12 protein-coding genes are annotated in these 14,063 nt (G+C 70.6%); 11 read left to right on the top strand and 1 reads right to left on the bottom strand.

The genetic code is table 11. From position 1 onward, the window contains the following. Window positions 1–23 precede the first annotated feature (23 nt). Complete coding sequence (fmt, locus tag QM682_RS12460) at window positions 24–917, top strand: methionyl-tRNA formyltransferase (protein ID WP_415130192.1); 894 nt, start codon at window positions 24–26, stop codon at window positions 915–917. A gap of 112 nt (window positions 918–1,029) precedes the next feature. Here the strand turns inward: fmt and hrpB are convergent, their stop codons facing one another. Further along, window positions 1,030–3,447: an ATP-dependent helicase HrpB gene (gene hrpB / locus QM682_RS12455; protein ID WP_415130190.1), complete on the bottom strand. Its 2,418-nt coding sequence runs from the start codon at window positions 3,445–3,447 to the stop codon at window positions 1,030–1,032. A 157-nt stretch (window positions 3,448–3,604) separates the two neighbouring features. Between hrpB and QM682_RS12450 the strand changes: the two genes are divergently transcribed. The 10 genes from QM682_RS12450 to QM682_RS12405 all read left to right on the top strand — a co-directional run bounded on the left by QM682_RS12450 (window position 3,605) and on the right by QM682_RS12405 (window position 13,951). After that, window positions 3,605–4,972 carry a YcjX family protein gene (locus QM682_RS12450; RefSeq protein WP_415130188.1) on the top strand — a complete coding sequence of 456 codons (1,368 nt, stop codon included), beginning with the start codon at window positions 3,605–3,607 and terminating at the stop codon, window positions 4,970–4,972. 15 nt (window positions 4,973–4,987) lie between these two features. Beyond that, the gene (locus QM682_RS12445) at window positions 4,988–6,106 is read left to right on the top strand and encodes a YcjF family protein (protein ID WP_415130186.1); all 1,119 of its coding nucleotides are present in this window, start codon (window positions 4,988–4,990) and stop codon (window positions 6,104–6,106) included. A gap of 88 nt (window positions 6,107–6,194) precedes the next feature. Continuing rightward, on the top strand, window positions 6,195–8,267 hold the full coding sequence (gene pbpC, locus QM682_RS12440) for a penicillin-binding protein 1C (protein WP_415130184.1): 2,073 nt from the start codon (window positions 6,195–6,197) through the stop codon (window positions 8,265–8,267). A gap of 46 nt (window positions 8,268–8,313) precedes the next feature. Then, entirely contained in the window at window positions 8,314–8,745 is a 432-nt protein-coding gene (gene arfB, locus QM682_RS12435) for an alternative ribosome rescue aminoacyl-tRNA hydrolase ArfB (protein ID WP_415130182.1), read from the top strand. Then, a complete protein-coding gene (locus QM682_RS12430) occupies window positions 8,742–9,215 on the top strand; it encodes an NUDIX hydrolase (RefSeq protein WP_415130180.1) in 474 nt (157 codons plus the stop codon). Before arfB ends, QM682_RS12430 begins: the two co-directional genes overlap by 4 nt. Then, complete coding sequence (locus tag QM682_RS12425; protein WP_415130178.1) at window positions 9,215–10,681, top strand: inorganic phosphate transporter; 1,467 nt, start codon at window positions 9,215–9,217, stop codon at window positions 10,679–10,681. Before QM682_RS12430 ends, QM682_RS12425 begins: the two co-directional genes overlap by 1 nt. A 167-nt stretch (window positions 10,682–10,848) precedes the next feature. After that, window positions 10,849–11,319, top strand: a complete 471-nt coding sequence (locus tag QM682_RS12420) for a low molecular weight protein-tyrosine-phosphatase (RefSeq protein ID WP_415130176.1) — start codon at window positions 10,849–10,851, stop codon at window positions 11,317–11,319. A gap of 41 nt (window positions 11,320–11,360) precedes the next feature. Then, entirely contained in the window at window positions 11,361–11,831 is a 471-nt protein-coding gene (gene smpB / locus QM682_RS12415; protein ID WP_415130174.1) for an SsrA-binding protein SmpB, read from the top strand. Window positions 11,832–11,905: 74 nt separating this feature from the next. Beyond that, window positions 11,906–12,766, top strand: coding sequence for a 3-mercaptopyruvate sulfurtransferase (gene sseA, locus QM682_RS12410; RefSeq protein WP_415130173.1), 861 nt, complete (start codon window positions 11,906–11,908; stop codon window positions 12,764–12,766). Beyond that, a complete protein-coding gene (locus tag QM682_RS12405) occupies window positions 12,767–13,951 on the top strand; it encodes an aromatic amino acid transaminase (protein ID WP_415130171.1) in 1,185 nt (394 codons plus the stop codon). The last annotated feature ends 112 nt before the right edge of the window (window positions 13,952–14,063 follow it).

The following is a 14,063-nucleotide window of genomic DNA, read 5'->3' as shown; positions in this document are numbered from 1 at the left end:
GAGGGGCCTGAACGGAGGGCGATATGCGCGTGATCTTCATGGGAACCCCGGAATTTTCGGTGCCGGCGCTGCGGGCCGTCGCGGCGCGGCATCAGGTCGTCGCGGTCTACTCCCAGCCGCCTCGCGCCGCCGGGCGTGGGCAAAAGCCGCGCCTTTCCCCCGTGCATCAGGCGGCGCAGCAGCTTGGCATTCCCGTCCGCACGCCAGAACGGCTGAAATCGCCCGAGGATCAGGCCGATTTCGCCGCGCTGAAGGCCGATGTGGCGGTCGTCGTGGCCTATGGGCTGATCCTGCCCCAGCCTGTGCTGGACGCTCCACGGCTAGGCTGCCTCAATATCCACGCCTCGCTGTTGCCGCGCTGGCGCGGGGCGGCGCCGATCCACCGCGCGATCATGTCGGGCGATGCGGAAACCGGCGTCGCCATCATGCAGATGGAGGCGGGGCTGGATACCGGCCCGGTGCTGGCCGAGACGCGCACCCCCATCGGCACCGATGAGACCACCGCCGACCTGCATGACCGCCTGTCGGGCCTGGGCGCCGATCTGATCGCCGATGTGCTGGACCGGATACCCTTGCCCCGCATCCCCCAGCCCGCCGAGGGCGTGACCTATGCCCGAAAGATCGACAAGGCCGAGGCGCGGATCGACTGGACCCTTCCCGCCGCGCAGGTGGACCGGCTGATCCGGGGGCTTTCGCCCTTTCCCGGCGCCTGGTGCCTGATCGGGGGCGAGCGGGTGAAGCTTCTGCGCTCGCGCCTCGTTCCCGGCCAGGGCCGGCCGGGCGCGGTGCTTTCCGGCTTTGCCATCGCCTGCGGGACCGGCGCGGTCGAGGTGCTTGAGGCCCAGCGCGAGGGCAAGCGCCCGATGCCGGCGGCGGAGATCCTGCGCGGCATGGCACTGCCTGCCCGGCTTGACTGAAACCGGCCCAACAGAAACCGACCTGACCGCGCCCCGCCCGACTGGCCGATCCGACTGGCCGATCCGACTGGCCGACCCGACTGGCCGACCCGACTGGCGAAAAAAGCGCCCGTCAGGTGCCGCGTGGCTTGGCGCGCGTGGTCGGATCGGCGTCCAGCGGGTTCTCGGGCCAGGGATGGCGGGGATAGCGGCCGCGCATGTCCTTCCTGACCTCGGCATAGCCTCCCGCCCAGAAGCCGGGCAGGTCGCTTGTCACCGCGACAGGCTTGCCACCCGGCGACAGCATGAAGATCCGCAGCGCCCGCCCGCCGACCACCGGATGCCGGGCCAGCCCGAACAGCTCTTGCAGCTTCAGCTCGATCGAGGGCGTCTCATGGTCGTAATCGATCGGCACCTTGCGGCCCAGGGGCGTGACGAAATGCGCCGGCGCCTCGCGGTCCAGGCGCTGCTGGCCGTCCCAGCCGATACGGGCCTTCAGCGCCTCGGTCAGGTCCAGCGCGCGCAGATCGGACTGGCTGCGGGCGCGGGTCAGGAAGGGCAGAAGCCAATCCCCGTCGGCCAGCAGGCTCGCGTCATCGACCGGGCCAAGATCGGGGACCAGCGCGATCCGCGCCCGCAGCCGGGCAGCGGCGGGGGTGAAGGTCAGGCCGATCAGACGCAGCCCCTCGAAGGCGGCCCGCGCCATCGCCGCGGGGTCGGGATCGTCCAGCGCCCGGTCGGACAGGACCAGCGCGCCCAGCCTTTCCTGCCGCCGGGCCAGAATGCGGCCATCGCGCCGGGACCATTCCACCGTCTCGACCAGTTCGATCCGGTCGCCAAACAGCGCGCGGACCTCATCCTCGGCCAGGGGGGCGGCCATGCGGATGCGGGCCTCGCGCGTGTCGCCGTCCAGATCGGTCGCCACGATCAGCCGCTGTCCCGACAGCGGATCGCCCTCGGGCAATACCGCGCCCTTGCCGCCGGACAGGACATGGCGCGGCTGATCGCCCTTGCGGCGCAGCCCGATGCGGTCGGGATAGGCAAGCGCGGCCATCGCGCCGGGGGACAGGTCGCGCGACGCGGTGGCCATGCGGCGCAGGCGCTTCGCCTCGTCGCGAATGCGGGCCAGAGTGGCGGGATTGGCGGGCCAGGGATGGCGCCCGGCATAGGCGCGGGCGTCGCGGATCGCGCCAAGGCGCAGGGCCAGATCCGTGGGCGCGCCCGACAGCGGATCGCGCTCGGCCAGAAGCGCGGCCAGATCGGCGGCGCCCCGCCCCGCGACCAGCAGCATATGCGCCAGGCGGGGATGCAGCGGCAGCGCCGCAAGCGCCCGGCCGTGATCGGTGATCCGGTCGCCCATGTCCAGCGCGCCCAGATCGCGCAGCAGGGCGCGGGCCTCGGCCAGCGCGCCCCCGGGCGGCGGGGTCAGGAAAGCCAGATCCGTCCCGTCCGAACCCCAGTTCGCCAGTTCCAGCGCCAGCCCGGCCAGGTCAGCCACGGCGATCTCGGGCGGGGCGAAAGCGGGCAGCGCGCCCTCCTCGGCCCGCGCCCACATGCGATAGCAGACCCCCGGCGCGACCCGGCCGGCGCGGCCCCGGCGCTGCTCGGCCTCGGCCCGGCTGACGCGTTCGGTCACCAGCCGCGACATGCCGGAACCGGGATCGAAGCGCGCGCGCCGCGCCCGCCCGGCATCGACCACCACCTTGACGCCGGGAATGGTCAGCGAAGTCTCGGCGATCGAGGTCGCCAGCACCACCCGCCGGCCCGGCGCCGGTTGCAGGGCCGCGCGCTGCGCCTTGAAATCCATCGCGCCGAACAGGGGCACCACCTCGACGCCCACGTCCAGCGCGGCGGCGGTGCGGCGGATCTCTCCCTCGCCCGGCAGGAAGGCCAGAAGCGTGCCGCCCAGTTCGCGCGTCTCGGCCAGGGCCTGGGCGATCAGCCGCACGGCCTCGGGGATCAGGCGGGCGCCGGGTGGCAGGGGACGGTCCAGCCAGCGGGTCTCGACGGGAAAGGCGCGGCCATCAGAGCGGATCACCGGGGCCGCGTCCAGAAGCGCCGCGACCGGCTCGGCATCCAGCGTCGCCGACATGACCAGCAGCGCCAGATCGGGGCGCAGGGCCTGGCGCGCCTCCCAGGCCAGGGCAAGACCCAGATCGGCGTTCAGGCTGCGTTCGTGGAATTCGTCGAAGATGACGCAGCCGATGCCGTCCAGCGAGGGGTCCGATTGCAGCATCCGCGTCAGAATGCCCTCGGTCACGACCTCGATGCGACGGCCCGGCACGGCCTCGCCCCGGATGCGGTAGCCGACGGTCGCGCCCAAAGGCTCGCCCAGGGTCTCGGCCATGCGCTCGGCGCTTGCGCGGGCGGCAAGGCGGCGCGGCTCCAGCATGACGATGCGATCACGGATCACGGGCAAAAGCGCCAGGGGCACGCGCGTCGTCTTGCCCGCGCCCGGCGGGGCCATCAGCACCGCGCGGCCATGGCCCTCCAGCGCCCGGATCAGCGCGGGCAGAACGGCGTCGATGGGCAGAGGGGCGGGCAGGTCCATGCCGCCTTATGGCAAAAGCGGGGGACCGGGGAAAGGGCAGGTCGGGGAAAGGCTGGCCAAGGGAAAGGCTGGGCCAAGGGAAAGGGCGGCCGGGCGCGGCCCCTACACATCCGTGCCGCGCCTGCCTATCTTGATCAGGCGAAAGGCGGGGGATGGAATGGGAATTGCCGACGATCTGATGCAGGGGCTTGGAATTTCGGATCCGGTGATCCGGCTGGGCGTCACGGGACTGTCGCGCGCGGGCAAGACCGTGTTCATCACCTCGCTGGTCGCGAACCTGCTGGACCGGGGGCGGATGGCGGCGCTGCGGGCCGCCGCCGACGGCTCGATCAAGGCGGCGTGGTTGCAGCCCCAGCCCGACGACACCGTGCCCCGCTTCGACTATGAACGGCATCTGGCGGCGATGACCGGCCCCGATCCGCATTGGCCCGAAGGCACGCGCCATGTCAGCCAGTTGCGTCTGTCGCTGCGGATCCAGCCCAGCGGCCTGCTGTCCGGCTGGCGCGGCACGCAGGTGCTGCATCTGGATATCGTGGATTATCCGGGCGAATGGCTTTTGGACCTGCGCCTGATGGAGAAGGATTTCGGCGAATGGTCGCAAGAAGTCCTGGACCGGATGCAGGGCCGTCCCGGTGCCGAGGCTTTCCGCGCCGCCCTTGCCGCCGCCGACCCGGCCAGCTTCGACGAGGCCGCCGCCCAGGCCCTGGCCACCGCCTATACGCGGCACCTGCACCAGACGCGGGATGCGGGCTGGTCGGATTGCACGCCGGGCCGCTTCCTGATGCCCGGAGAGCTTGAGGGCTCGCCCGCGCTGACCTTCACGCCGCTGCCCCATGACATGCGCGACGGTCCCCTGGGCCGCGAATTCGCCCGCCGCTTCGGCGCCTACAAGTCGCGGGTGGTGCGGCCGTTCTTTCGCGACCATTTCGCCCGGATCGACCGGCAGGTGGTGCTGATGGACGTGCTGGGCGCGATCCATGCCGGGCCGCAGGCCGTCGAGGACATGCGCCGCGCCATGGCCGACATCCTGAGCGCCTTTCGCCCCGGCCGCGCGGGCTGGCTGGCGCAATTGCTGGGCGCGCGGCGGGTCAACCGCATCCTTTTCGCCGCGACCAAGGCCGATCACCTGCACCATATCCAGCATCCGCGCCTGACCGGGATCACCAGTGCCATGCTGCGCGAGGCCCGCGACCGCGCCGATTTCCAGGGCGCCCGGACCGAAGCCATGTCGATCGCCGCGCTACGCTCGACCACCGAGGAGATGATCGAGCAGCAGGGCGAGGAACTGCCCGCCGTGCGCGGCACGCTGATGGACGGACGCAAGGCCGCCTTCTATCCGGGGGAACTGCCCTCGAACCCGGCGGAACTGCTGGTGCCCGCAAGCCAGGGCGCAGCGCATTGGCTGGGGGCCGATTACGCGATCATGGATTTCGCGCCGGCGCCGAATACGCTGCGGCCCGGCGACGGTCCACCGCATATCCGACTGGACCGGGCGGCGGAATTCCTGATCGGCGACCAGATCTGAGAGGTGGGGAAGAGGATGACGGAACCAGGAAAGCGCCGCGGCCCCCTGCTGGTCGAGAGGGGCGAGTCCCAGAAAGCCCAGCCGGTGATGATGGAGACGCCTCCGCCGCCCGGCCTTGGCGGCGCTTCGGACGGGCGCGAGCGCAAGGCGCCGCGCGCGTCGACGGGGGACGAGCCTTCGCCCGCCGACGCGCCGATGATCGACGAGGGGCTGCCGCCCGGCGCGCCCCAGCCCCGGACGATGCAGATGGTGGCGCGGCTGGTGGGCGCCGGCCCCAGCCGGCTGACACGGTTCTTCATCAATACCGGCCTGGCGCTGTTCACCTTCCTGCTGTCGGTGGCGACGCTGAACTATCTGACGAACCTGCTGAACAGCTATCCGCTGCTGGGCTGGATCGGCATCGCGCTGATGACGCTGTTCTGCATCGCGGCGCTTGGCATGGCCTGGCGCGAATATCGCGCCTGGGCACGGTTCGGCGCCATCGACGGGATCAACCGCGACGCGGTGGCCGCCATGGGCTCGGGCGACGTGAAGGCGGCGCAGGGCGTGGTCGGGCGGCTGGAAACGCTTTACCGTCACCGGCCCGAACTGGAATGGGGATTGAAGCGCCTGGCTGAGCGGCGCGCAGATGCCTATGAGGCCGAGACCCTGATCGCCATGGCCGAGGCCGAGCTGCTGGCCGAGCTGGACCGCCAGGCCCGGCGCGAGATCGAGGCCGCCGCCCGCACCGTCGCCGCCGCGACCGCGCTGATCCCGCTGGCGCTGGCCGATGTGGTCACGGCCCTGGCCGCGAACCTGCGCATGATCCGCCGCATGGCCGAGATCTATGGCGGGCGCGCCGGCGCCGTCGGCGGCTGGCGCCTGGCCCGCACGGTGATCACGCATCTGGTCGCGACCGGCGCGGTGGCGGCGGGGGACGACCTGATCCACACCATGGCGGGCGGGGGGATCCTGGCCAAGGTCTCGAAACGCTTCGGCGAGGGGGTGGTGAACGGCGCCCTGACCGCGCGGGTGGGGATCGCCGCGATGGAGGTCTGCCGGCCCCTGCCCTTCGTCCACCAGCCCCGCCCCTCGGTCGGCAATCTGATCGCGCGCGGGCTGAAGGGACTGTTCGGCGAGGACGAGGCGAAGTAGCCGCCTCTGGCCGGTGCCGCATGGGTATTTGGGAAACGAAGAAGCGAGGGCGTTTCGCGCCGCTTCCGGCTGGTCTATCCTTGCCGGCATGAATTCGCGCCGCGCCTTCCTGTCGCTGCTGGCCGCCGTCCTGGCCCTGGGCATCGGGGCCGGGGCGCGGGACCGGCTGGACGATTGGGTGCGGGCGACGGCGCTGCCCCGGCTGGAAGTTCCGGTGGGCGTCGAGGTGCTGGCCCGCGACGGCTCGCTGCTGCGGGCCTTCCAGGTGGCGGACGGGCGCTGGAGGCTGGATGCCGGCCCGGTCGATCCGCTGTTTCTGGACATGCTGGTGATGTGGGAGGACCGGCGCTTCGAGCGGCATGGCGGGGTCGATGTCTGGGCCATGGCGCGCGCCGGAATGCAGGCGGCACGGCGGGGGCGCGTGGTCTCGGGGGGGTCGACGCTGAGCATGCAGGTGGCGCGGCTGCTGGAGGAAGGCCCGAGGCGGCAATGGTCGGGCAAGCTGCGGCAGGTGCGGCTGGCGCTGGCCCTGGAGCGGCGGCTGGAAAAGCGCGAGATCCTGAGCCTGTATCTGCGGCTGGCACCTTACGGCGCCAATGTCGAGGGTATCCGCGCGGCCAGTCTGCAATGGTTCGGCAAGGAGCCGCGCCGTTTGACCCCCGCCCAGGCGGCGCTGCTGGTGGCACTGCCGCAATCGCCCGAGACACGGCGTCCCGACCGTTTCCCCCAAGCTGCCAAGGCCGCGCGCGACCGGGTGCTGGCGCGGGCGGCGGATGCCGGGCTGATCCTTGAGCGCGACGCGCGGGCCGCGATGGCCGAGCCGGTGCCGCGCGCGCGCCGCGCCTTTCCCGCGATGGCGCCGCTTCTGGCCGCGCGGCTGGTGCGCGAGCATCCGGGCGCGGGCCGGATCGAGACGACCATCGATCCCCGCTTGCAGGCGCGGGCCGAGGCCCTGGCCTCGCGCGCGGTGCGGGGCGCCGGGCGGCGGCTGTCGGCGGCGATCATCCTGGCCGATCACCGCCGGGGCGAGATCCTGGCCGAGGTCGGGGCGGCGGATTGGACGGATGGCGCCTCGGCCGGGTTCGTGGACATGGCGCGGGCCTGGCGCAGTCCGGGCTCAACCCTGAAGCCCTTCGTCTATGGGCTGGCCTTTGATCAGGGGCTGGCCCATCCCGAGACGCTGATCGAGGACCGGCCCACCGCCTTCGGCCGCTGGCAGCCGCAGAATTTCGACCACATGTTTCGCGGCTCGGTGAGCCTGAGCAACGCGCTGATCTGGTCCCTGAATATCCCCGTGGTGAAGCTGGCCGAGGCGTTGGGACCGAACCGGGTCGCCCAGATGCTGGAGCGGGGCGGGATCGGACTGCGCCTGCCCGGAGAGGCTCCGGGCCTTGCCATGGTTCTGGGCGGGGCGGGGGTCACGCTGGAAGGGCTGGCGCAGGGCTATGCGGCGCTGGCGCGGGGCGGACGGGGGATCACCCTTTCGGCCTTGCCGGGGGAAGCGCGGGCGCTGCCAGTGCCGATCTTCGGAGCGGCGGCGGCCTGGCAGGTGGGCGACATCCTGGCGCGCAACCCGGCGCCGCGGGGCGCGCGGCTGCGGCCCATGGCCTATAAGACCGGCACCTCTTACGGGCATCGCGATGCGCTTGCGGTGGGTTTCGACGGCGCGCATCTGGGCGCGGTCTGGCTGGGGCGGCCGGATGGGACGCCCGTTCCCGGCGCTTTCGGCGGCGATCTGGCCGCGCCGGTGCTGTTCGATCTGTTCGACGCGCTGCCCGCCGTAGCCCTGCCTCCGCCGCCGCCGCAGGTGCTGACCCTGCCGAACAGCGCCCTGCCCTTGCCGCTGCGTCGCTTTGCCCCCCCTGGAGAGGTCAGCCGCGGCCTTTCCCGCCCCGCCGCGCCGGACGCGCTGCGCCTGACCTATCCCCCCGACGGAGCCGAGATCGAGGCGGGCGCGGGCCTGATCGCCAAGGCCCAGGGCGGGCGGGGGCCGTGGACCTTTCTGGTCAATGACGCGCCGGCGCGGATCGCGCTGACGCAACCGCAGGCAGATCTGCCCGATCCCGGCCCCGGATTCGCGCGATTGACGGTCATTGACGCCGATGGCGCCTCGGCCAGTGCGGCAATCCGGTTGCACTTGCCCGCAAACGGGCAGAACTAGCAAAAGGCCATTTTGCACCGCGCCGCGCTGGGACATATTTCGCGACATGTTACGCATCACCGACAGCTTGATCATCCAGGACTGGGAACTGTCCGAGCAGTTCAGCCGCTCGCAGGGGCCGGGCGGACAGAACGTGAACAAGGTCGAGACGGCGGTGGAGCTGCGTTTCGAAGCCGAGCGGTCTCCGCATCTGGCGCCGGCCGTCAAGGCGCGGCTGCGGCGGCTGGCCGGGCGGCGCTGGACCCAGGACGGCGCCATCCTGATCCGCGCCGAGGAAACCCGCAGCCAGAACCGCAACCGCGAGATCGCGCGCGAGCGGCTGGCCGAGATGATCCGCCAGGCCCTGGTCGCGCCGAAAAAGCGCATCCCGACCCGGCCCACCCTGGGCAGCCAGCGCCGCCGCCTGGCCGCGAAAACCCAGCGGGGCGAGGTGAAATCACTGCGCGGCCGGCACCACGACCCCGAGGGCGGCGAATGATCGGGCGTGCGCGCGACCGTATCGCCCGGATGCTGCGCCGCCGCCCCCCCGCGATGCAGGTGGCCGCGCTGTGCCGCGATGCCCGGACGGGCGAGGTGCTGCTGGTCACCAGCCGCGACACCGGGCGCTGGATCCTGCCCAAGGGCTGGCCCATGCCCGGCCGCAGCCTGGCCGAGGCCGCCGGCCAGGAGGCTTGGGAAGAGGCCGGCGCGCGCGGCCCCATCGCCCAGGCCGAGATCGGCAGCTATCATTATGACAAGCATCAGGACGGCGGCTTCGTCATTCCGGTGCAGGTCAAGGTCTATCCCCTGACGGTCGAGAGCCTGGCCGAGAAATATCCCGAGGCCAAGCAGCGCCGGCGGCGCTGGTATCCGCCCACGCGCGCCGCCGAACTGGTGGCCGAGACGGGGCTGAAGGAATTGCTGCGCGGCCTGCCGGCTCGGCCCACCTCGCCCGAGCGCCCCGACTGATGCCGCGCGGCAGCCGGGAATACCGCGTCCTGGACAAGGACCTGGAACGGCTGAACAATGCCGAATACGCCGCGCTGGCGCAGGCCCGGCCCCGAGTGCGGCTGGGGATCGCGCTGGTCTTCGTCGCCACCGCCGCCGAGATCGCGGCCACGCTGATCGCGGGCCAGCCGGCGCTGGGGATCGTCGCGGGCGCCGTCGCCATCGCCGTCTACATGGCCCTGTCCATCGGCGCGAACGACGTGGCCAACGCGCTTTCGCCCGCCGTGGGCGCGGGGGCGATCAGGCTGGGGCTGGGGCTTTGGCTGGTCGCGGGAATGGAGATCCTTGGCGCGGTCATCGCCGGAGCCGCCGTCACCTCGACTCTGACCGGCGGGCTGGTGGCCCAGGCCGGGATCCAAACCGGGGGCATGCAAGGCGGGGGCATCCACGGCGGGGGCCAGGCCATGGCGCTGGTGATGCTGGCCGCGCTGACAAGCGCCGCGACCACGATCAGCCTGGCGACCTGGCTGGACGCGCCGATTTCGACCACGCATGCGCTGGTCGGCGCGATCACCGGGGCGGGGATGACCGCCTTCGGGGTCGATGCGGTGAACTGGAGCGGGCTGGCGCTGGTCGCTGTCGGCTGGGTCGTCTCGCCCCTGGTCTCGGGCTGTCTGGCGGCGGCATTGCTGTCCATCGTGCAGTCGCGGGTGCTGGACCGCGCCGACCCCGTGCGCGAGGGCGGGCTGTGGCTGACCGTGATCGTCGGGCTGGTGGCGGCGATGCTGTTCGGCGTGGCCGCGCGGGCCTTCGCCGGGCTGGGAACGGGCGCGGTGCTGGGACTGGCGGCGGGCGGCGGACTGCTGGGCGGGCTTTATGCCGATGCCCGCCAGCGCGCCCAGATCGCCCGGCAGATCGACGGCCGCAAGGCGGTGAAGCGGCTTCTGGGCGTGCCTCTGGTCTTCGCCGCCATGGTCATGGGCTTCGCGCATGGAGCCAATGACGTTTCGAACATCGCGGCGCCGCTGACGGTCATCCTGAAGGCCCTGCCCCAGGACGCGGAGGGCGCCTTGCCCGTGCCGCCGCGCGCGATCCTGGCCATCGCGGGACTGGGGATCGGCATGGGCATGCTGCTGTTCGGCGGCAGGCTGGTCATGATGGTGGGCAGCAGCATCACCCGCCTGAACCCGGCGCGCGGCCTTTGCGTGACTCTGGCGGCGGCGATGACGGTGCTGGGCTTCTCGGTCTTTGGCATGCCCGTCTCGACCACGCATATCGCGGTGGGGGGCGTCTTTGGCGTCGGCTTCTATCGCGAATGGCACGACCGCCGCATGGCAAAGGCCCGGCCGGCCCTGCCGGGAGAAGAGGTCCACCGCCGCCACCTGGTCCGCCGCTCATACCTGCGGACGATCCTGGGGGCCTGGCTGGTCACGGTGCCGCTGAACGCGCTCCTGTCCGCGGCGCTGGTCTGGCTGCTGCGAATTTAGGCAACGCCACGCCGGCAGGCGGGAAAGCGGCGGAGGCGTTTGCCCCGTTGCGCTGAATTTATCTATAATGTCTTTTCATACGCAGCGGCATTCTTGCCGAACCGCTTGAATATAAGAAATAGATCGCATTGATTTGCATCTTTTCACTAGTAGGAAGAGTTCTGTTCATGTCACGCCCCTCGGTGCTGTTCGTATGCTTGGGAAACATCTGCCGTTCACCGCTGGCCGAGGGGGCGATGCGTGTTCTGGCCGAGACGGCGGGGATCGACATGCGGATCGAATCGGCCGCGACCGGCGACTGGCATGTGGGCTGCGAACCGGACCGCCGCGCCCAGCAGGTCGCCCAGCGGCACGGGGTGAATATCTCGCGCATCCGCGCGCGGCAGATGGAACCTCGGGATTTCCACGAATTCGACCATATCGTCGCCATGGATGACAGCAACCTGGAAGCGGCGCGCAACGCCGCGCCCCAGGGCAGCAAGGCCCGGCTTTCGCTGCTTTTGGACCATGTTCCGGGCCGCGCGGGACAATCGGTGGCGGACCCCTATTTCGGCCAGGACGCCGATTTCGACCAGACCTGGGCCGATATCGGCGCGGGCGTGCGCGGCCTTGCCGCGATGCTGGTCCCGCTGCGCTAAGCCTTTACAGGGGCGGCGCGCGGCCCTATCTCTGCCGGGTCATGGCCGCCAAATCCGATCCCAACTCCAAGATCATCGCCGAGAACCGCCGCGCGCGGTTCGATTACTTCATCGAAAGCGACCTTGAGGCCGGTATCGTCCTGACCGGCTCCGAGGTGAAAAGCCTGCGCACCGGCCAATCCAACATCGCCGAAAGCTATGCCTCGGTCGAAGGAGGGGAGTTGTGGCTGATCAACGGCTATATCGCCGCCTACAAACAGGCCGGCGTCTTTGGCCATGAGGAACGCCGCCGCCGCAAGCTGCTGGTCAGCCGCAAGGAACTGGCGCGGCTCTGGCAGGCCATCGGGCGCGAGGGCATGACGCTGGTGCCCCTGCTGCTGTATTTCAACGATCGCGGCCGGGTGAAGCTGAAGATCGGCACAGCCAAGGGCAAAAAGGTCGCCGACAAGCGCGAGACGGCGGCCAAGCGCGACTGGAACCGGCAGAAACAACGCCTGTTGAAGCAGGGCTAGGCCGCGCGGCCATTGCGCGCCCTGCCCGCTCCGGTTAGATGGACGCGCCTTTGCGTCTACCGGAGGGAAGGCCCATGACCGCCACAGCCGACGATCCCAGAACGCTCGTCTCGACCGCGTGGCTGGCCGCGCATCTGAACGATCCCGACCTGCGCGTGATCGATGCGACCTGGTTTCTGGAACCGGGCCGCGACGCGCGCGCCGAATACGAGGCCGCGCATATCCCCCGCGCGCGTTTCTTCGACCTGGACGCGATCTCGGATCAACGGTCGGGCCTGCCGCATATGGCCCCCCCGCCCGAGATGTTCGTCAGCCGCCTGCGCGCCATGGGCATCGGCGACGGCCATCAGGTCGTGATCTATGACAATTCGCCGGTGCGCTCGGCCGCGCGGGTCTGGTGGACCTTCCGGTTGATGGGCAAGACCGACGTGGCCGTGCTGGACGGCGGGCTTGCCAAATGGCAGGCCGAGGGTCGCCCGGTCGAGGACATGCCCCCCGTGCTGCGCGACCGTCACATCACCGTGCAGCGCCAGGCCGGCCTGGTGCGCGACGTGACCCAGGTTGCCGCCGCGAGCAAGCTGGGAAGCCATCAGATCATCGACGCGCGCGGCGAGCCCCGCTTTCGCGGCGAGGTGCCCGAGCCCAGGCCCGGCCTGCGCGCGGGCCACATCCCCGGCGCGCGGAACCTGCCCTTCGGCCGGCTGTTCGAGGCGGACGGCACGATGAAATCCCCCGACGCGCTGCGCGCCGAGTTCCAGGCGGCGGGCGTCGATCTGTCGCGGCCCGCGATCACCACCTGCGGCTCGGGCGTGACGGCGGCGATCCTGTTTCTGGCGCTGGACCGGGTCGGGCATCGGGACCATTCGCTTTACGATGGAAGCTGGGCCGAATGGGGCAGCTTCCCGGATCTTAAAATCGCAACCGGAGATGCGTGAATGCTGGGTAATCTGAAACCGCAGGCCCCCGACAAGATCCTGGCCCTGATGGGCGAATTCAGGGCCGATCCCCGCCAGGGCAAGATCGACCTGGGCGTGGGCGTCTACAAGGATGCGACCGGCCACACGCCGATCATGCGCGCCGTCCTGGAAGCCGAAAAGCGGATGCTTGAGACCGAGACGACCAAGACCTATGCCGGTCTGGCGGGCGAGCCGGATTTCCAGAAGGCGATGAGCCTGATGATCCTGGCCGATGGCTACAAGCCCGAGACGACCGCGGCCCTGGCCACCGTCGGCGGCACCGGCGCGATCCGACAGGCGCTGGAACTGGCGCGGCTGGCGAACCCCGACCTGCGCGTCTTCGTTTCGGACCCGACCTGGCCGAACCATGTCTCGATCATGAATTTCATGCACCTGCCGATGGCGGATTACCGCTATTTCGACAATGCCACGCGCGGCGTCGATTTCGAGGGGATGAAGGCCGACATCTCGGCCGCGAAAAAGGGCGACGTGGTGCTGCTGCACGGCTGCTGCCACAACCCGACCGGCGCGAACCTGACGCTGGAGCAATGGGCCGAGGTCGCCGAAATCCTTGAGAAAACAGGCGCGACCCCCTTGATCGACCTGGCCTACCAGGGCTTCGGCGACGGGCTGGAAGAGGATGCGGCGGGCACCCGCCTGATCGCCTCGCGCATTCCCGAGGTGCTGATCGCGGCCTCGTGCAGCAAGAACTTCGGCATCTATCGCGAACGGACCGGCTGCCTGCTGGCACTGTGCGCCGACACGGCGACCAAGGACCTGGCCCAGGGCACGATGGCCTATCTGAACCGCCAGACCTATTCCTTCCCGCCCTTCCACGGCGCCAAGATCGTCTCGACCATCCTGAACGACGCGGCGCTGCGCGCCGACTGGACGGCGGAACTGGAAGAGGTGCGCGGCGGCATGCTGAAGCTGCGCGGGCAACTGGCGGCGGAACTGCGCGCCCTGTCCGGCTCGGACCGTTTCGACTTCATCGCCCAGCATCGCGGCATGTTCTCGCGCCTTGGCGCCTCGGCCGAGCAGGTGGCCCGGATCAAGGAAGAATTCGGCATCTACATGGTCGGCGATTCGCGGCTGAACATCGCGGGGCTGAACGATTCCACCGTGCCGATCCTGGCCCGCGCCATCATCGAGGCCGGCATCTGACGACACCAGCGGCGCCGGACCGATCCGGCGCTGCTTCTCCGGCGATCAATTCCGGTGCCCAATGCCGTCCCAGAACGCCCTTTCGACCGCCAGGCATCTTTTTCGGCGCGCA

It is taken from the genome of Paracoccus sp. (in: a-proteobacteria), from assembly GCF_047605025.1.
Taxonomy (GTDB): domain Bacteria; phylum Pseudomonadota; class Alphaproteobacteria; order Rhodobacterales; family Rhodobacteraceae; genus Paracoccus.
The sequence above is the reverse complement of the archived record's forward strand: the minus strand, read 5'-3'. Positions and strand labels throughout refer to the sequence as shown.